At 62.8% G+C, this 18,673-nt stretch carries 20 protein-coding genes; 8 read left to right on the plus strand and 12 right to left on the minus strand.

From position 1 onward, the window contains the following. Positions 1-74: 74 nt before the first annotated feature. From LB541_RS25945 to LB541_RS25985, 9 genes are all read right to left on the minus strand, one after another. A complete protein-coding gene (locus LB541_RS25945) occupies positions 75-1,166 on the minus strand; it encodes a methylenetetrahydrofolate reductase (RefSeq protein ID WP_140516341.1) in 1,092 nt (363 codons plus the stop codon). Beyond that, entirely contained in the window at positions 1,163-1,786 is a 624-nt protein-coding gene (locus LB541_RS25950) for a methylenetetrahydrofolate reductase C-terminal domain-containing protein (RefSeq protein ID WP_140555039.1), read from the minus strand. The genes LB541_RS25945 and LB541_RS25950 overlap by 4 nt, the downstream gene beginning before the upstream one ends. Further along, positions 1,779-2,081 (minus strand): virulence factor, encoded by a 303-nt coding sequence (locus LB541_RS25955; protein ID WP_140516337.1) that lies wholly within the window; start codon positions 2,079-2,081, stop codon positions 1,779-1,781. Before LB541_RS25955 ends, LB541_RS25950 begins: the two co-directional genes overlap by 8 nt. Before the next feature lie 142 nt (positions 2,082-2,223). After that, on the minus strand, positions 2,224-2,754 hold the full coding sequence (locus LB541_RS25960) for a GNAT family N-acetyltransferase (protein ID WP_140495652.1): 531 nt from the start codon (positions 2,752-2,754) through the stop codon (positions 2,224-2,226). Further along, positions 2,742-2,999, minus strand: a complete 258-nt coding sequence (locus tag LB541_RS25965) for a DUF1778 domain-containing protein (RefSeq protein ID WP_224619893.1) — start codon at positions 2,997-2,999, stop codon at positions 2,742-2,744. The genes LB541_RS25960 and LB541_RS25965 overlap by 13 nt, the downstream gene beginning before the upstream one ends. Positions 3,000-3,064: 65 nt before the next feature. Continuing rightward, entirely contained in the window at positions 3,065-3,847 is a 783-nt protein-coding gene (locus LB541_RS25970) for a formyl transferase (RefSeq protein ID WP_140495654.1), read from the minus strand. 93 nt (positions 3,848-3,940) lie between these two features. After that, positions 3,941-4,516 carry a DUF4893 domain-containing protein gene (locus tag LB541_RS25975; RefSeq protein WP_140495655.1) on the minus strand — a complete coding sequence of 192 codons (576 nt, stop codon included), beginning with the start codon at positions 4,514-4,516 and terminating at the stop codon, positions 3,941-3,943. Between the two features lie 255 nt (positions 4,517-4,771). Further along, entirely contained in the window at positions 4,772-5,398 is a 627-nt protein-coding gene (locus tag LB541_RS25980) for a DUF1638 domain-containing protein (protein ID WP_140495656.1), read from the minus strand. 285 nt (positions 5,399-5,683) lie between these two features. Continuing rightward, a complete protein-coding gene (locus tag LB541_RS25985; RefSeq protein ID WP_140495658.1) occupies positions 5,684-6,382 on the minus strand; it encodes a corrinoid protein in 699 nt (232 codons plus the stop codon). A 289-nt stretch (positions 6,383-6,671) separates the two neighbouring features. On the opposite strand from LB541_RS25985, the gene LB541_RS25990 reads away from it, so the two are divergent. From LB541_RS25990 to LB541_RS26015, 6 genes are all read left to right on the plus strand, one after another. Then, entirely contained in the window at positions 6,672-8,246 is a 1,575-nt protein-coding gene (locus LB541_RS25990; RefSeq protein ID WP_140685534.1) for a trimethylamine methyltransferase family protein, read from the plus strand. An 89-nt stretch (positions 8,247-8,335) separates the two neighbouring features. After that, complete coding sequence (locus tag LB541_RS25995) at positions 8,336-9,025, plus strand: 4Fe-4S dicluster domain-containing protein (protein WP_224619895.1); 690 nt, start codon at positions 8,336-8,338, stop codon at positions 9,023-9,025. Between the two features lie 105 nt (positions 9,026-9,130). After that, on the plus strand, positions 9,131-9,868 hold the full coding sequence (locus LB541_RS26000) for a dienelactone hydrolase family protein (RefSeq protein ID WP_224619897.1): 738 nt from the start codon (positions 9,131-9,133) through the stop codon (positions 9,866-9,868). Between the two features lie 147 nt (positions 9,869-10,015). Next, the gene (locus LB541_RS26005; protein WP_140879907.1) at positions 10,016-10,576 is read left to right on the plus strand and encodes an RNA polymerase sigma factor; all 561 of its coding nucleotides are present in this window, start codon (positions 10,016-10,018) and stop codon (positions 10,574-10,576) included. Positions 10,577-10,578: 2 nt separating this feature from the next. After that, entirely contained in the window at positions 10,579-12,705 is a 2,127-nt protein-coding gene (locus LB541_RS26010; protein WP_224619899.1) for a vWA domain-containing protein, read from the plus strand. A 209-nt stretch (positions 12,706-12,914) separates the two neighbouring features. Then, positions 12,915-13,178, plus strand: coding sequence for a hypothetical protein (locus tag LB541_RS26015; RefSeq protein WP_181165302.1), 264 nt, complete (start codon positions 12,915-12,917; stop codon positions 13,176-13,178). Between the two features lie 16 nt (positions 13,179-13,194). Here LB541_RS26015 and bmt read toward each other — a convergent pair whose 3' ends face one another. Both bmt and LB541_RS26025 read right to left on the minus strand, forming a co-directional pair. Further along, entirely contained in the window at positions 13,195-14,217 is a 1,023-nt protein-coding gene (gene bmt, locus LB541_RS26020; RefSeq protein ID WP_181169322.1) for a betaine--homocysteine S-methyltransferase, read from the minus strand. A 116-nt stretch (positions 14,218-14,333) separates the two neighbouring features. Further along, on the minus strand, positions 14,334-15,191 hold the full coding sequence (locus tag LB541_RS26025) for a helix-turn-helix domain-containing protein (protein ID WP_140555050.1): 858 nt from the start codon (positions 15,189-15,191) through the stop codon (positions 14,334-14,336). 229 nt (positions 15,192-15,420) lie between these two features. On the opposite strand from LB541_RS26025, the gene LB541_RS26030 reads away from it, so the two are divergent. Together LB541_RS26030 and LB541_RS26035 are read left to right on the plus strand one after the other, a co-directional pair. Further along, the gene (locus LB541_RS26030) at positions 15,421-16,428 is read left to right on the plus strand and encodes a fatty acid desaturase (protein WP_140657006.1); all 1,008 of its coding nucleotides are present in this window, start codon (positions 15,421-15,423) and stop codon (positions 16,426-16,428) included. A gap of 91 nt (positions 16,429-16,519) precedes the next feature. Further along, the gene (locus tag LB541_RS26035) at positions 16,520-17,350 is read left to right on the plus strand and encodes a phosphate/phosphite/phosphonate ABC transporter substrate-binding protein (RefSeq protein WP_224619901.1); all 831 of its coding nucleotides are present in this window, start codon (positions 16,520-16,522) and stop codon (positions 17,348-17,350) included. Here the strand turns inward: LB541_RS26035 and LB541_RS26040 are convergent. Then, positions 17,315-18,670 carry a M24 family metallopeptidase gene (locus tag LB541_RS26040; RefSeq protein ID WP_140670289.1) on the minus strand — a complete coding sequence of 452 codons (1,356 nt, stop codon included), beginning with the start codon at positions 18,668-18,670 and terminating at the stop codon, positions 17,315-17,317. The genes LB541_RS26035 and LB541_RS26040 overlap by 36 nt on opposite strands. Positions 18,671-18,673: the final 3 nt, after the last annotated feature.

The following is an 18,673-nucleotide window of genomic DNA, read 5'->3' on the forward strand; positions in this document are numbered from 1 at the left end:
CTCCGTCGTGATATAAAGAGTTCTTTATATCGTTATCTCTTGTCGATCAAGCGAATGGTGGTTCTCCGCGCAAGTCAATGCGCGGTCTTCACCATGTCCACCTGGGTTTCGGTAACATCGTCGTGCAGGATATGGTCGAGCCGGTCGGCGACCATCTGGTCGTCGCGGCGGATTTCGCGCTTCCACGGCTGGCGGCCCTTCAGCACGCCCGATTCATCGACGATCTCGGCGACATACTCCTCCTGGCGGTAGGCCATCACATGGACGCCTGAAACGCCTGGGATTTCCTTCACCTCGTTGATGATGTCGATGCAGAGCTGCTTGCCTTCCTTCTTCTGGTCCTGGGCGCCTTCCAGCCGCTTGATGACGGTATCGGGAATATGGATTCCCGGCACGTTGGAGCGGATCCATTTGGCGGTCTTGGCCGAGGCGAGCGGTCCGACACCGCACAGGACGAACACTTTCTCCGTGTGGCCGAGATCGCGTGCCTTTTGCATGAAGGTCTTGAACATCGGTACGTCGAAACAATACTGCGTTTGGACGAACTGAGCGCCGGCGGCGATCTTCTTGCCGAGATGGATCGGGCGGAAGTCGAAGGGTGGTGCGAACGGATTGACGGCCGCGCCGAGGAACAACTGCGGCGGCGTGGTGAGCTTGCGGCCGGACAGGAACTTGCCGTTGTCGCGCATGATGCGGATGGTTTCGAGCAGCGACATGGAATCGAGGTCGAACACCGGCTTGGCGCCGGGCTGGTCGCCGGCCTGCACGCCGTCGCCTGTCAGGCACAGCATGTTGGCGACGCCCATGGCAGCCCCGCCCAGCACGTCGCCCTGGATGGCAATGCGGTTCTTGTCCCGGCAGGCGATCTGCATGATCGGTGCGTAGCCCATGCGGGTCAGGAGCGCGCAGATGCCGACCGACGACATATGACAGTTGGCGCCCGACGCATCGACCGCATTGATGGCATCGACCCAGCCGTCGAAGATCTTCGCCCTGTTGTAGACGTCTTCGGGATCGGCGCTGTCGGGCGGGTTGAGCTCGGTGGTGACCGCGAATTCACCGCGTCGCAGGACGCGTTCGAGCCGGCCGCGCGAGGTGTGGCCGGGCAAGGGGTCGAGCGGCAGATGGATGCCGGCCGGGTTCTCGTCACGCTGGCGGGCGATCATGCGGCCGCTCCGGTCTTCGCATCGGCCGCGGCTTCACGGGCGGCTGCCGCCTGCGCGGTGACGCGCAGCCAGGCGGACGTTTCGCGCAGCGACTGGTCGACCGGCTTCTGCACTGCAAGAATCCTGTCGCCGTGCTCCATGTTGCGCGCCCCTTCCCAGGCCTTGACCCAGACGCAAGGCATATCGGGCTCGACCTCGCAATTGCCGTTGGCGCGCACGCCGCCACAAGGGCCGTTGCGCAGCTGCTTGGGGCAGTTCATCGGGCACGACATGCCGGTCGAGGACAGGATGCACTGGCCGCACATGCGGCAGTCGAACATGAAGCCCTTGACGCGCTTTTCGACAAACTTCACCGGGGCCTCGACACGGCTGTAGCCGATGCCTTTCCACAAAGGATGCAGCAGGAGGAACGTGTCGGCGAAGCGGGCATAGAACCATTCGAGCAGGCGCGAGTGCCGGACTGACCATAATCTCACCGCGAAAGAACGCTGCACGCGGCGCTGTGGCGACACGTCGGCCGGCTTGTAATCGGATTTCGGTGCCGCCTTCTTGACCAGGGTGGCCTGGGTGACCGGCTGGAGGGCCGCCGGGCTCTCCTTGGCGGGAATGGTTTCAGACATTTTCTTTGCCGCCCGCCTTCACCAGAGCGACCAGCCGCTCGCGGTCATATTTCGCGTCGATGTCCTGGAATGCCTTCTCGACCTCGGCTTCGAGGTCGTCGCCGACCGGAACCGGATCGGCCTTGCGCCATTCGGCTAGATAGTCGTCCGTGCCGCCGGCGCCGGTGCGCATGGCGCACATGTCGATCGCCTCGGTGAAGCGCAGCGGCAGTTCGCGCTTGGCGTTCTGGCGGCCTTTCCTGACGATGACCTGGGCAGGGATGTCGCGCCAGTAGACGACGATCAGATCGGCCATGAATTCTCACTCCTCGATCTGCGAGCATTGCCGCATGCGCAATTGGGCCGCTTGTTATGGGACGACGCGCGCGCATTCAAAAGCGACGCATTTGGATGTCGTAAAATGAAAGGCAATCTTCAATGTCGGCCTGAGGTAGAAATCAGCAGGAATGATCGATGCTGCCATCGAAGCCATTGTGCCTCAGATCGGCAATGCGGACGATCATGCTCCGTTTGGGATCGAATGGAAGATCCTGAAAAGCGAAGTCGCGATAGAAGTCTCTTACGCCTTCGTCCAGCGGGTGTGTGATAACGCCGAAGCAGCCGATATTGCTGGAAAACCGCACCGCCGTCCTGAGCGCAAACAGGAGAAGGGAGCGCCCGCAGCCGCGTCCCTGATATTTGCGATCGACGGCCAACTGGCCGAGCAGGATTACCGGAATAGGATCAGGCCGATTACGCTGCGCCGATTTGGGCAGGTATGCGCGTTCGATCTGGCCAGCGCTCAGCGCAACGTAAGCCGCTATCCCACCGGTTTCGGAATCACAGACGAGGCTCGTCCGCGACAATCCATCCTGCTGGTTGCGCCATGCATGACGGCGAAGCCAGTTGTTCAACGACTCGCGACCGCAATCGAAAGCGTCCCAGTCGTCATCCCCGGCGAGCGGACGGGGTGGCGTCAGTCCCGCCATACTGGCCTGGACGCAGCAAGCCTTTGCAGTCTGGGCTCGGTCTTTGGTGTCGATTTCGCCCAGGCCTCGAATTGTTCCCAATCGACGACGGGAATAACGACGACACGACCGCCCAAAACCTCCATCTCGGCGGCCTCAACAGCCTTGCGCCGAATGAAGTCGCTCAGATTTGTATGAGCCTGCTTGGCGGCGGCCTCGAGAATGTCACGCTCGTCCGGGGTGACGCGAACGCTGACAGGCGCCATGCTGGACATCGATAGGGCTCCATATTTTGTATGACAATAGCATACGATCGCCCGTATCGCCAGCGCTACCAGATGCCGGTTCTGAGCCCGGTCCGGAGATAGAACCAGATCGTCGGGTGGTACCACTGTTTAGATGGCAGGCTTGGATCGAACGTCACGAGTTTTCCGGCCAGAGCATCGCTGACCGCCTCGACGCAGATGTCGCGCGAAAACGCCGTTTGGCGCAGCGCATAGCTTGAGATCGTGTCGCCTGGTTTCGGCTGGCCGTATGCCTGTTTCAGCACGCCGCCCGTGTCCACGCCGGCATCGACCAGATGCACAGTGGTGCCGAAATTCGCGGAATCGCCTGATGCCAAAGCCCAGTAGCCTCCATTCATGCCGCGATATTTCGGCGTGATGCCTGCGTGATAGTTGAGCACCGGGCAAGGCATCCTGGCCAAGAGGTCCCTCGACAGGAGTCGGCAGCCGTTAAGCAGGACAACGCCTGGCTGGATTCTCTGGATCGCCGCGAGACATTCCGGCCCGTTGGCCGAGGCAACATGGATGATCTCCTGACTCGGCCGCGGCTCGGTCTCGAGCTTCTCCTGCGCAATCAACCGGGCGGCATGGCTGGCGTAGAGCCGCTTGCCCAGCCTGCTCAGCACCATCGTGCCGAGCTGGCCGGTGGCCTGCAGCCAGCCCTGGCGCCGGGCACGGCCAAGCAGCAATCGCTTTTTGGATTCAGGGACTTCCAGGATCACGATGACTGGGCCGACACGGTCGGCGATGGCGTTGACCATTGCCCATACGTGCTGGCCTCCTCCGGTAACGACCACGATCGGTCTCGGATCGGTTTCCGGTATTGCCATTGATCTTGCCACCCCTGGGACCAACTGCCACGGCCGGAGCTTAGACGAGGCGGGTTAATCCTTGGTATGCCGGAGCCGTCAGGAAGGCTCCGCTCAGCGCTTGAACTCCATGATGTCGAGCTTCGATTCGTAATAGGGAGCGGGGAACTCGATGCGCCATTCCCCGGCGCTATTGCGGAAGGCGTAGCCGACCTGGTCTGTTTGAGAGCCGCTGCCATAGGGTTTTGCTTGGTCGTTGTTGACGGAACCGGAACCGAGATAGATCGCGCGCTTTTCGCCGTCCTCGAAGAAGCGGCCCTTGGTGCGCTGCGAGCCGGTGAGCTTTTCCAGCCGCCAGCCGGAGCCATCGTCGGTCACCCGGCATTTGAACCAGCCATAGATAACGAGCGGGCTCAGCCCGCCCACCTTGATAGTGCGGCATTGCCATTTGCCGGTGAGGTCCTTCTCGGAGAAAGCAACCAGCGGCTTGGCAAGCAAGGCGTCGAGCTGCCTGACCTCGCCAGGATTGCCCGCCTTCGCCTCGGCAAGAGCCGCCTTGCGCGTCTCGCCATATTTGTCCAGCCGCGCCTTGTCGGCGGCGGTGATCAGCTTCTGCACCTCGCCGTCAGCAAGCGCGGGCAAGGTGCAGCAGAGAAGGCCGGCAACGGCAAGCATCGGGCGAAGGGTCATCGGCATTCCTCGTCGGTGTCCGGCAGCCGACCACTGGACGGCGCCTTTGCATGGCTTGCGCGCAATTTACCCATTCGCGGCAGGCTGTCATCCGTGCTTAACAACGAAACCACGCCGCGATCCAAATTAAGGCAATTGGCCTGGGAACAGATCAAGGCCATTCTCCAGTAGAAGGCGGCGATCCGTCCTGTCTTCGCCTTCGGAAAGGGCGATAATCGCCAATCGCCGCGCAAGAGGGCCGCAGCCCGGCCAGCGTCAGACGTCAGCCGCGGCCTTGGCCAGCCCGGCCGTCAGATCGCCATAGCCTGTCGCGCGCCGCTCATAGACGAGGCCAAGCAGTTTCGCGGCCTTTTCCGCGACCTTGTCGAGCTCCGGATCGTCGGTCTGGGCCAGGTAGATCAGCTTCTCGTAATTGCCGAAATAGTCCTTGATCAGCTCCGGATGCCTGTCGAGACCGAGCGGCTTCATGAAGAAGGCATCGAATTGGCGGCAGAGGAAATCGGTCATGTAGAAGGACATCATGTCGTTGTCGGCGACCTTCGCATAGGCATCCATGCCCTGGTAGAAGGCGAAGCAATGCGGACCGGCCATGCGTTCGACGCCATGCTTCTCGCAGACCCGATCGAGCAGGCCGCCGGTGCCGCAATCGGCGTAACCGACGAAGATGTTGCTGTAGCCTTCCGCCTTGGCCTTTTCGATGGCCTTGTCCATCGCCGGCGCGATGCGGTCCGGATAAAAATGAAACTCGGCCGGAAGGCATGTCAATTCGAGGTGATGGAGCCCGAGCTGTTCCTTGACGGCCAACACCTCGCGCGCAATCATCCCGCAGGCGATGATGAGCAGCTTGTCCGCTTGATTCTGCTTGGGTCTGGGCATCTTCATGAAACCAGCCGAGCCGGCTTTCGTTGCTGTGGGGCGATCTACCGAGAGAGGGATAAACCGTCGATGAAACTGTTACGCATTGCGCCAATCGCAATCCTGGCTTGTGCCCTGGCCCTTTCGGCCTGTGCCAACACCGTTCGCGGCGTCGGCAGGGATATCAAGTCTACCGCGAAAGCCGTTGACGATACCGTAAAGAAACCCTGACCGCCGCTCCCGACATCTGGGAACAAAAAAGCCGCGCTGCAAGGCGCGGCTTCGTCTGTTGAGCGTCCGCCTTGCCTTGTATCAGGCGGAAGCGCGCACATTGTGTTTACGCTTCATGTAGTCCTTGGCCGTCTCGACCGCCACAGCGGCGTCGCGGCAATAGGCGTCGGCGCCGACCGCCTTGCCGAATTCCTCGTTCAGCGGCGCGCCTCCGACCAGGACGACGTAGTCGTCGCGGATGCCCTTTTCCTTCATCGTGTCGATGACGACCTTCATGTAGGGCATGGTCGTGGTCAGCAGCGCCGACATGCCGATAATGTCCGGCTGGTGCTGCTCGATGGCATCAAGATATTTCTCGACCGCATTGTTGATGCCAAGGTCGATGACGTCGAAGCCGGCGCCTTCCATCATCATGCCGACGAGGTTCTTGCCGATGTCGTGGATGTCGCCCTTGACGGTGCCGATCACCATCTTGCCCTGCTTGGGCGCGCCGGTGGCGGCGAGCAGCGGGCGCAGGATGAACATGCCGGCCTTCATCGCATTGGCCGACAGCAACACTTCGGGAACGAACAGGATGCCGTCGCGAAAATCCTCGCCGACGATGCGCATGCCTTCGACCAGCGCTTCCGTGAGCACCTTGTAGGGTGCCCAGCCGCGCTCGAGCAGGATGCGCGTGCCTTCCTCGATCTCTTCCTTCAGACCGTCGTAGAGATCGTCGTGCATCTGCTGCACCAACTCGTCGTCGGAAAGCTCGGAGAGGATAATCTCGTCGTCGGACATTGTTTCTCAGGCTCCTTGCTGCCGGGAACGACCATGGCAGCTTAAAATCAACGCGCCAATACCTAACCCGCAAGGGGCGGGTATCCATAGCTGATTTGCGACTTCCCGCAAAAGGAAAGCGACTGAAAAATCTATCGGTTTTCTTGTCGATTTTGCGACAGGCGTTGGCGCGGACGGGCCGTTTCGAATAGGGTGCATGGCTACGATCCGCCGGAAGCCGCGTTCGGCGGCCACAACGGTTCCGGGCCGGGCGCTAGTCAAGCCGGTCCAAATTCAGGGAAGAACGATCATGAGCGAACACGCGGCAGTGGACCAGGAAGCGTCAAACGCGCGACGTGGACGCGGCGCCAGCGGCGGGGCGGCGGCAAGGCGGGCGGCGCGGTCGGGCGGCGGTCCCGGCACCCAGCTCACCTACATCAAGCGCAAGATCAACGTCTATGAAGTGCTCGACGAGGAAGGCCTGGCGCTGATCGAGAAGAACACCGACACGGTGCTCGAAGAAATCGGCATCATCTTCCGCGACGATGCGGAGGCGTTGCAGCTGTGGAAAGAGGCGGGCGCCGACGTCAAGGGCGAGCGCGTGCATTTCCCGAAGGGGCTCTGCCGTTCGCTCTTGAAGACCGCGCCCTCCATCTACACCCAGCATGCCCGCAATTCCGAACGCTCGGTGCAGATCGGCGGCAATGCTACCGTCTTCGCCCCGGTCTACGGACCGCCCTTCGTGCGCGACCTCGACGGCGTCCGCCGTTACGCGACGATCGAGGATTTCCAGAATTTCGTGAAGCTCGCCTACATGGCGCCTTCGATCCACCATTCGGGCGGCACCGTGTGCGAGCCGGTCGACGTACCGGTCAACAAGCGCCATCTCGACATGATCTACGCGCACATCAAATATTCCGACAAGCCGTTCATGGGTTCGGTCACCGCGCCGGAACGTGCTGAGGACACGGTCGCCATGGCCAAGCTGGTGTTCGGCGACGACTTCGTCGAAAACAACACGGTCCTGACCAGCCTGATCAACGCCAACTCGCCGATGGTGTTCGACGAGACCATGCTAGGCGCGCTGAAGGTCTATGCGCGCCACAACCAGGCCTGCATCGTCACGCCGTTCATCCTCGCCGGCGCGATGAGCCCGGTGACGGTGGCCGGCACGCTGACCCAGGTGCTTGCCGAGGTGCTTGCCGGCGCTTCGTTCACGCAGCTGATCCGGCCGGGCGCGCCGGTGCTGTTCGGCACTTTCGCCTCGTCGATCTCGATGCAGTCGGGCGCGCCGACCTTCGGCACGCCGGAGCCGTCGCTGGTATCCTACGGCGCCGCACAGCTCGCACGGCGCCTCGGCCTGCCGTTCCGCACCGGCGGTTCGCTCTGCGCTTCCAAAATCCCCGACGCGCAGGCAGCTTATGAAAGCGCCAACACGCTGAACTCGACCATTCTGGCCGGCACCAATTTCGTCCTCCATTCGGCCGGCTGGCTCGAGGGCGGGCTGGCGTCCTGCTACGAAAAATTCATGATGGACATCGACCAGCTCGGCATGACGCAAAAATTCTCCGAAGGCGTCGACCTGTCGGAAAACGGCCAGGCGATGGACGCCATCCGCCAGGTCGGGCCGGGCAGCCACTATCTCGGCTGCGACCACACGCAGGCGAATTTCCAGACTGCCTTCTATCGCTCCAACATCGCCGACAACAATTCCTACGAGCAGTGGCTGGCCGAAGGCGAGAAGACCGCGCCGCAACGCGCCAACGAACTCGCCCGCCGCTGGCTGGAATCTTATGAGGCGCCGCATCTCGATCCGGCGATCGACGAAGCGCTGAAGGACTTCATCGCCAAGAGGAAGGGGTCGATGCCCGACGCCTTCACGTGAAAGGAGCCCGAGTCAGGCGGGGCTAAAGTCGCCAACATCATCCACAAGGAAGTCTGGCGGAGCGCTTTCTCCGATCCGGTCAAGGAGGGATGATTCTTTCGCGCGGCAGGATGGAGGAAATTGCGGCCGCGCTTGGGGCCAACGGTCTCATCCTACGTGGCGGCTTCACCTTTGAGGATGGCGAGGCGGCGCCTTGTGGCCGCTCCGGTGCACCGGCCAGGTCGGCGCTTCTGGTGGGGCAGGCGGGGGCGGCACCCTGGCCGCATTTCCTGCGCTGGCGCGACAGTCAATCACAGGCCATCGCCAATCCGCTCGACACCTGGTCCCGGCAGGTCATTGGCGCGGTCGCGGGAGAATTCGGCGCACGCGCCGTGTCGCCCTCCGACAAGCCTTATCTGCCGTTCCAGCAATGGGCGATGCGGGCGGAAGGGCTGAAGCCGTCGCCGCTTGGTATCCTCATGCATCCGCGGTACGGGCTTTGGCATGCCTATCGCGGCGCGCTGCTGTTCGAGCATGAGATCGCGCTTCCGGAGGCGAGCGAGGCGATCCATCTCTGCGACGCCTGTGTCGGGAAACCGTGCCTGAAATCCTGCCCGGTCGATGCCTATTCCATCCAAGGCTTCGCCTACCAGGCCTGCCTGGCGCATGTGCGCGGGCCGAGTGGCGGGCCCTGTTGTGACGGCGGCTGCCTTGACCGCAACGCCTGTCCCTATGGCACAGCCTATCGCTACCCCTCAGAGGTGCAGGCCTTCCACATGGCAGCGTTCGCGGGCCGGTAAGCTCGTCGCGCTGGCGCACGAAATGTTGACTGCCAAAATCAGGTAACAGCTTGCCCTGTCGGCGTGCCCGGATATGTATCACCCAGCAACCGAACGGAGCTGGCGATGCCGAAACAGGACCTTCAGATCAAGACCAGGGACGGCACGGCGAGGGCGGGGCTGTTCCGCCCGGCCAACGCTTCCCCGCCCAAGGCCGGCATCATCCTCTATATGGATGCCTTCGGCCCGCGCCCTGCGCTCGACGGCATGGCCGAGCGGCTGGCGGAGGAGGGCTACGCGGTTCTGGTGCCCGATCTCTTCTATCGCAACGCGCCCTACGGTCCGTTCGATGCCAAAACCGCGTTCGTCGAGGAAAGAACCAAGGTGCCGCTGATGGCGCTGATCAGCGCCACGACGCAGGAGATGACGATTGCCGACAGCGGCGCCTTCCTCGACGCACTCGCTGCCGAAGGCGTCACCGGGCCGATCGGCGTTGTCGGCTATTGCATGGGCGGCGCGCGGGCGCTGAACGCAGCCGCCTCCTATCCGGATCGCATCAGGGCGGCGGCCAGTTTCCACGGCGGCAATCTCGCCAGCGACGCGGCCGACAGTCCGCACCGCAAGGCGGGGTCGGTCAAGGCACGCGTCCATGTCGGCATGGCCGGCGTCGACAGGAGTTTTCCGCCCGAACAATCAGCGCGGCTGGCCGAGGCGTTCAGGGCGGCGGAAGTCGATTACGTGCTGGAGAATTATGTCGGCATGGCGCATGGCTGGTGCGTGCCGGACCACAGCGTCTACAACGAAGATGGCGCCGAGCGGCATTGGAACCGGTTGATCACCCTGTTTTCCGAGACGCTCGGGTAAAGCCAATCTTCGAGAGGTCGGCGCCGCCCCTCATCCGCCCTTCGGGCACCTTCTCCCCGTAGAACGGGGAGAAGGAAGAGGTACCAGTAAAAAAATCTTTCCCTCACCCCAAGGATTGGCCATTAGCCTTCGTCCAACAGGCAAATGATGGCGATGATGCTGGATGAGAGCGAAGCCTCCGACGCCGAACTGATCGGGCGGGCGAAGGGCGGGGACAGGGGGGCTTTCGGCACCTTGCTCGAAAGGCACTATGACTTCGTCTATCGCGCCGCCTATCGCTGGTGCGGCCGGAAGGCGGATGCCGAAGACATCGCCCAGGAAGTCTGCGTCCGGCTCGGCAAGGCGATCCGCGGCTATCGCGGCGGCAGCGCCTTCACCACCTGGCTCTACGCCATGACGCTGAACGCCGCGCGCGACATGATGCGCAAGAGCGCCCGCGAGACGGTCAAGACCGAAGCCTATGGCGTCCACGCGCTGATTTCGGGCGAGGATCCTGCCGAGAACGAGGATCCTGCCGAGGCGATGTGGGTCGCGGTCCGGCAACTGCCCGACAAGCAGCGCCACGCCGTGCTGCTGGTCTATGGCGAGGGCTTGAGCCACGCGGCCGCCGCCGAGGCGATGGCGATCTCGGAGACGACGGTTTCCTGGCACATCCATGAAGCGAAGAAACGGCTGAAGACGCTCATGCGTTCAGCCGGGGAAGTGTGACCATGGTCGACGAGAACGAACTCAAGAGGCTGCGCGACATAGTGATCCCGGCTCCCGGCGAGAGCGCGAAGGCGCGCGCCTTCGAGGCCGCCTTGCGCGCCTATGATGAGGAAAATATTTCCGCCGTCAGCCAAGGATCGGTCGGCGGTCTTCGTCTCACAGAGCGAGCACGAAAGCTCTGGAGCGAAATCATGCAAAAGAAACTCATTGCCACGCCGGCTATTGCTGGGCTCGTCGCGCTGCCGATCGCCGGATACGCCACTTTCCATATGCTGAGGGAACAGCCGTCCACTTTCGGCGGCGGCGAAAAGATCACCGAGACGCTGGCCGACAAGCCCGCCACGGTGAAGCCGCTGGCCAAACAAGCGACGGGCGATCAGGCGATCAACGAACCGCTCGCAACGAGCGCGCCTGAGAAAGACAAGAAGGCCGACGCGGATGTCGAAAGCCGCGATGCAACGGAGGCCCTGGTGGCGCCGGCTTCGCCGAAATCCGAATCAGCCGTTGCTGGAGGCTTGGCGCAGCAGAATGCGCAGGAACAGGTTGTGCCGGCGGAACCTGCGCCACCTGCGCCAACGGGCGAGTTCGCCCTGGATAGCACTGCCGCGCCCAGCACGTCGCGAGCCGCACGCATGTCCAAAATGATAGCACCGCAGCAGCCGGCCATGGCGCCGGCGGACCAGATCGCACCACCGGAGGAAAATCGCGACCGCGTCCAGGATTTCAAGACCAATCCGGTGCATTCGGCACTCGAGGACCAGGTCTCGACCTTTTCGATCGATGTCGACACCGCTTCCTATTCCTTCGTGCGCCGTTCGCTTAAGGAGGGTTTCCTGCCGCAGGCCGACACGGTGCGCGTCGAAGAGATGATCAACTATTTCCCCTATGACTGGAAGGGGCCGGATGCGGCGTCGACGCCGTTCAGTTCGACCGTCAGCGTCATGCCGACGCCGTGGAACGCGCACACCAAGCTGATGCATGTCGCCATCAAGGGTTTCGACGTCAAGCCGGCCGAACAGCCCAAGGCCAATCTGGTGTTCCTGATCGACGTCTCGGGCTCGATGGACGAGCCGGACAAGCTGCCGCTGCTCAAATCGGCATTCCGGCTTCTGGTCAGCAAGCTGAAGACCGACGATACCATCTCGATCGTCACCTATGCAGGCGATGCCGGCACGGTGCTGATGCCGACAAAGGTTGCCGAGAAGGACAAGATTCTCAACGCCATCGACAATTTGCAGCCGGGTGGCTCGACGGCCGGCGAGGCCGGCATCAAGGAGGCCTACAAACTGGCCGAGCAATCCTTCATCAAGGACGGCATCAACCGCGTGATGCTCGCCACCGACGGCGACTTCAATGTCGGCCAGAGCGACGACGACGATCTCAAGCGCCTGATCGAACAAGAGCGCAAGAGCGGCGTCTTCTTGTCGGTGTTCGGCTTCGGCCGCGGCAATCTCAACGACGAGATGATGCAGACCATCGCCCAGAACGGCAATGGCACCGCCGCCTATATCGACACGCTGGCCGAGGCGGAAAAGGTGCTGGTCGAGGATGCCTCCTCGACGCTGTTCCCCATCGCCAAGGACGTGAAGATCCAGGTCGAGTTCAATCCGCAGAAGGTCTCGGAGTACAGGCTGATCGGCTATGAGACCCGCGCCTTGAACCGCGAGGATTTCAACAATGACCGCGTCGATGCCGGCGAGATCGGTTCGGGCCATTCGGTCACCGCGATCTACGAGATCACGCCCAAGGGCAGCGGCGGCGAACAGATCGAACCGCTTCGCTATGGCCAGGCCGCGGTGAACAATGGTGGCGTCGCCAATGCGGACGAATACGCCTTCGTCAAGATACGCTACAAGCTGCCCAACGAGGACCTCTCGAAGCTGATCACCACGCCGGTGACGTCGGCCAACGAGGTTGCGTCTTTCGACCAGGCCACCACCGACCAGCGTTTCTCCGTCGCGGTCGCGGCCTTCGGCCAGAAACTGCGCGACGAGGATGCGACGGCGAAGTTCGGCTATGACAGGATCATGGAGATCGCCACTGCCGCCCGGGGAGCCGACCCGTTTGGGTACAGGTCCGAGTTCCTCTCGCTTGTGCGCCTTGCCTCGGCGCTGGGCGGCAACCGCTGATGTTGATGACGGTCGGTTTCTTCCAGATGGGGTCGTTCTGATGGGAAAACCGGCCACGGGCGGGTGAGGCGAGGCCGGCGAGGGGGCATTCCCTGCCGGCCCGTTTTTTGCGGGAATTTGCGATCGTTAAATTGCGCGGCATTTCCGGTACCGGATCGCAATTTCCTCTTGTTACGCCGGATAGGTGTGTGGGGCTGAGGGAGCCGGAATTGCAGATCAGGACTACCGCCAACTCGACACCGCCGGCACGGGACGCTTCGGCGGCCGCCCAATCAGCCGAATCCAGGCGCATCGGCGACGATGTCGCGCAGGCGCGCCACACCGCCATGTCGGCTCTGACCAACGACCGTTTCCGCATTATGCTGGAGCAGATCACCGATCCGGTTTCATCCGGAGCGCTGATGACGATGCGCGGCGCCAATGTCGTCGATCTTAAATCGGCGCAGTCGAGCTACGCCGACAACAGCGAATAATTAGAAAGCGGTGGCTTCAGGCCCGGCTGCGACGACGCTCGCGTCGGGCCTCACTGGTCTCGGCGGTGTTCGCCGTGGCCACCTTGTTGCGCATCGGACCGATGCGCTCGACGATCGTCTCGACGGTCGGACGATCCGCCTTGGTGTGGGCGTCGAGCGCCTTGCGCATGGCGGCCAGGTGCTGGAACGAGGTACCGCAGCAGCCGCCGATGATTTTCGCGCCGCCGTCGACGGCAAGGCGCACATAGTCGGCCATCAATTCGGGCGTGCCCGAATAGTGGATTTCGGTGCCGCGGAATTCGGGGATGCCGCAATTGCCCTTGACGATCACGGTTGCCTCCGGCTTCGCCTGCGTCATGTCGAGCAGCGAAGCGAGGATGTCGGAAGCGCCAACCCCGCAATTGGCGCCGACGCCGAGCGGGGCTTGCGACAAGCCGTCGGCCACGCCGTGTATGTCCTTCGGCAGCAGGCCCATCATGGTGCGGCCGGCTGTGTCGAAGGACCCGGTATAGGTATAGGGCAGGCCGACGCGGATCGCCGCTTGGGCGGCGGCACGGATCTCGTCGGGCGCCGACATGGTCTCGATCCAGGCGACCTCGGCGCCGCCCTCCTTGAGGCCTTCGATCTGCTCGGCGAAGGCGTCGACTGCCTCGTCATAGGTCATGGCGCCGAGCGGCACCAGCAACTCACCGGTCGGGCCAACGGAGCCGGCGACGATCACCTTGCGCCCGGCCTTGTCGGCAACGGCGCGGGCGATCTCGGCGGCGCGCTTGTTCAGGGCGTGCACGCGGTCCTGGGCATGATGCAGCTTCAGCCGGTGACGGGTGCCGCCGAAGGAATTGGTCAGGATGATGTCGGCGCCGGCGTCGACGAAATTCTGGTGCAGGCTGGTGATGGTGTCGGGCGCGGTCTCGTTCAGCAACTCCGGCGCCTCGCCAGCCTCCAGACCCATTGCGAACAAATTGGTGCCGGTGGCGCCGTCAGCCAAAAGCACGCCTTTTTGCGCCAGCAGCGCGTCGATCGGGTTGGTCGTCGTCATCGGATTGGCTTTCACATTCTGAATTCGAATAAGGATATAAAGAAATCTTTATGTCCGGTCAATAAAATAGCGACGGCGGAGTCGCAGTTAAAGGGCGCGGTTACGGGTGCGCGCTGTCATGCGGAACCTGATGGGAACGACATGCCGGCCAGATTGCGCGCGAAGCTTGCTGCCTCATGCGGGTTGACGTCGGCGGCCCGGATCAGATTGTCGAAATGCCGGGTCAATGCCTGGACCGGCTGGGTGGCGTTCAGCACGACATACATGTCGCCGACATAAATAGCGGCGCGGTATGGTCCGAAGATGGTGAGCGGGATCGAATAGCGCATGCGGCCGTCGTAGAGAAACAGGCGGAAAGTCGGGTAGAGATCATCAAGCAGCGTCGCCATATGGGCGAGTTGCTGCTGACGGTCGGCCTCCGGAAAGCGATCCCAGACGCCGAGGCCGCGTGCAAAAATCTCCAGCGTGTGACGCGGCATGCAGACTTCCATGTCGGTCTCCGGGCGCCGGTTGTATTCGATGCGGTATTGGGTCTCGCTGGCCTGTGCGAGCCTGCTCCTGTTGGTGATGTTTGCCTCATAGTCGACCAGCGCGTGCGTCCGCAGAAGATCGGGAATGCCGGCCGGCACATAGCGGATCTTGGTGCCCGCGGCCTCGGCGAACCATCTGGCCAGAAGCGTGCGGTCAAAACCGTCGGGGGCTTCCTCGATCTCCAGGCTTTCGCGGATTTCGCCGGTGACGCCCTCGTCCTGGCTGAGGCCGAGCAGCCAATCCAGCGACACCTTGAACTCGGCCGCGATATTGAGGAGCGTTTCGGCCCGCGGCAGGCGCGTCGACGCGCCCGACATCAGCTGCGACAGCGCCGACCGATCGATGCCGACGGCGGTGGCGAAGGCGGACTGGTTGAGGTCGGACCTTGTCAGGAGCAACTTGAGACGCTCCCGAAAGATTGCTGACAGATCTCGTTTGTCCATCTTCCAAGTCTCCGAATCATGAGGAAAAATTTTCGCCGAGACGTCCTGACGAGGCGCTCCAGGCGTAAATGAATCCCTAGGTCTGTTTACGATCTGTAACATGTGCGGTTGAAAATGCGCAATCGCAACATTTTGTACACTTTGTCTCGTTGAGTGGAATCGTTTCTCCTGACACTATGCTGTCAGGAGCCACTGGGGTTCCGGCGACTGAGGGGCAGTGGTCGATAGCATGACTGGCAAGAGCATCAGGCGACGCAATACACCGGCCATCGAGTGGCCAACCGTAGCCCTCGCTTTCTTCTGTTACGGAGCATGGCTCGCCACCGGCCTTCTGCTCTGGCCGTCCTATCCGATCTTCGCGCTCACTCTCCTCGGTTTCATCCTGGCACTTCAGTCGTCGATCATGCACGAAGTGCTGCACGGCCATCCGACGCGCAATGCCCTGATCAACGAGGCTTTCGTCTTCCTGCCGATCGGTCTGGTCTGGCCGTTCCGCCGCTTCAAGACGCTTCATCTGCGCCATCATGCCGACGAGCGCCTGACCGATCCGCTCGACGATCCGGAAAGCTACTACCAGGCGCTTTGGCAGCATGACGACCTGCCGCGAGCAATGAAATTCCTGCTCAGGATCAACAACACCATGGCCGGCCGGTTCTTTCTCGGTCCCTGGCTGTCCTGCATCGGCTTCTTCATCGACGACGCCAAACATATGATGGCCGGCGACAAGGCCATCCGCAAAGCCTGGCTGCTGCATGCGATCGGCCTCGCCGTCGTGGCGCCGATCGTGCAGTTCGGCTTTGGCATTCCGCTTTGGCTCTATATTCTCCCGGTGTGGCTCGGCCAGTCGCTGATCGCGATCCGCACCTTTGCCGAGCATCAATGGTCCGAGCATCCCGAAGGCCGCACGGTGATCATCGAGCGCTCGCCGCTGTCGTTCCTGTTCCTCAACAACAATTTGCACTTCGTCCACCACAAGACACCAACGGTGGCTTGGTACAGACTGCCCCAGCTGTTTCGTGAACGTCGCGAGGAATGGCTGCGGATGAACAATGGCTATGCCTATCCCAACTATTTCGCGCTGATCAGGTCCTATGCTTTCAAGGCCAAGGAGCCGATCGTGCATCCGGTGTTGCGGCGCCAGCCGGAGCCGGGCAGGGCGTTCAAGCCGCGCGTCAGGGCGCGCAGCATCAGCGGGCTCGGCACCGCGCCAGTCCCGGCCGAGCCGCCCAAGGAATGAAGCCCGCGACACGACGGACGGTGTCGGCTAACTCAAATCCGACGCCGCGTTTTTGCGAACCTCTCTCCAGATTTAATGGTCAGATCCCGGCATGAGCGAATTCGTTGCAGCGCTGCCGATGTATGACTGGCCGCAAGTGCGCCGCGAGGTCGACGACCAATGGGCACTGCTGCGCGATGCCTTCCGTCAAGGGGGGATAATCGATGCGCCGGAGACCGTCATTCGCCGCAACGGCGATCTGCCGCCAGTGCCGGGCGGCATTCATAGTGCCACCGGCGTTCTGATCGCGCCCGACCCCGCGACATTGCCGCCGGACGCGCTCGATTTTCACCAGCTCTGGCTGCATCCCGCACTGCTGTTCGCGCAGACTTGCTGGGGGCCAATGGAGCTTGGCCTGGCCAGCCATGTGCAGGTTGTCGGCCAGCCGAGCTATGACGTCTACGAAGGCGGCCAGGGCGAGCTTTATTCGAGCGCGCTTGTCATGCGGGCGGACGGCAAGGCGTCCGTGCCTGCGCCTGGCAATGGCAGGCCCGTCATCCCGCTCGATCTGATCCGCGGCAAACGCTTCACCTTCAACAGCCTCGATTCCATGTCCGGTATCATCGCGCCGACGCGCGACCTGGAGGCGCTGGGCGAAAGCCTTGATGTGTTTTCCTCGCGCAGCGAAAGCGGCGGACATCGCGCTTCGATCGTCGCCGTGGCCGAGGGCAGGGCCGATGTCGCGGCGATCGACTGCGAGAGCTGGGCGCTGGCGCAGCGCTTCGAGGAGGCCGCCCGGCAAGTGAAGGTCGTCGGCTGGACGGGCCTGCGCAAGGGCCTGCCCTTCATCACCGCGAAAACGACGCCGGAAAAAACGGTTGCCGCGATGCGCGAGGCCCTTGCCGGCTTAGCCGAGCAGCCTCGCATCCAGCGGATAGGTTGAAAGCTTTTCGTTGCCGGTGCCGGTGACCACGATCTGTTCCTCGATCTTGACACCCTCGCGCCCGCCGAGCCTGCCGATATAGCTCTCCACGCACAGCACCATGCCAGGCTCGATCACGCCGTCGGGCGTATCCGATGTCCAGTCGTCGGCATGCGGCAAGGTCGGGTATTCGTCCGCCAGCCCGACGCCATGGTAAAGCACCCCATAGCGGATCGGGAAACAGTCGCCGGGCGGCACCGCCGAGCGGTCGACAAGGTCGCGGAAGGAGGTGCCCGGCTGTATCAATTCGGTATTGTGCGCGATCTGGTCGGCGGCGATGCGGAAAAGATCGCGTTGTTCGTCGGTTGGCTTCACATCCCCGCACAGCCAAGTGCGCGACAGGTCGGCGCAGAAGCCGTAGGGGCCGATCAGGTCGGTGTCGAAGGCGACGAGATCGCCCGCCTCGATGAGGCGCGAGGAGCATTCCTGGAACCAGGGATTGGTGCGCGGGCCGGATGCCAACAGCCGCGTCTCGATCCATTCGCCGCCGCGGGCAATGTTGCCGCGGTGCAGTTCGGCCCATAATTCATTCTCAGAGGTGCCGGGCTTCAGCGCCTGTTCCATCTCGCCCATTGCCGCCTCGCAGGCGACGATGGCGCGGCGCATGGCAAGGATCTCGTCCGGGGATTTGACCAGCCGCGCATTCTCCATCACCGCTTCGCCATTGCCGATGGAAATACCGAGGCGCGCAAGTTCCTCGACGCCTTCCGGGTTGATGTGGTCGACCGCGATGCGGCTGTTGCCGCCGCCATGTTCCCGCACCAGATCGGCGATTCCGGCCGCCCAGCGGCGGACTTTCTGCTCGGTGAGCTCGCCGCTGTAGAGATACATCCACGAGACGGCGGGGCGAACCTCGTCGACGACGCCGGAATGGTCCGACAGATGTTCGCAGGAGAAATAGTCGAACAGCACCACCGGCCCTTCGGTGGCGACGAAACAATGCCGTGTCGGGTTGTGCGCCACCCAAAGCTGCATGTTCGTGGAATCGGCCGCATAGCGGATGTTGACGGGATCGTAGAGCAGCGCGCCGGCGTAGCCCCGGCGCCTCAGCTCCGTGCGGATGCGCTCCAGCCGATATTTGCGCATTTCGGCCAGGTCGGGGGCGGCAATGCCTGCCGCCGCCCATTCCGCTTCGGCTGTCGCGCCGTAGCCCAGCACATGCTGGTTGAGATCAGCCGCCTTCCGGCGGGACGCCTCGCGCAGCGCCTCGATCGAGCCCGGCACAAACGGCATGATCTTGCGGTGGCGGCCGAAGCTCCCCTTTGGCGCCGCGCTGTCCATGGC

The organism is Mesorhizobium sp. BR1-1-15 (genome assembly GCF_020165475.1).
In the GTDB taxonomy this organism is placed as follows: Bacteria; Pseudomonadota; Alphaproteobacteria; order Rhizobiales; family Rhizobiaceae; genus Mesorhizobium.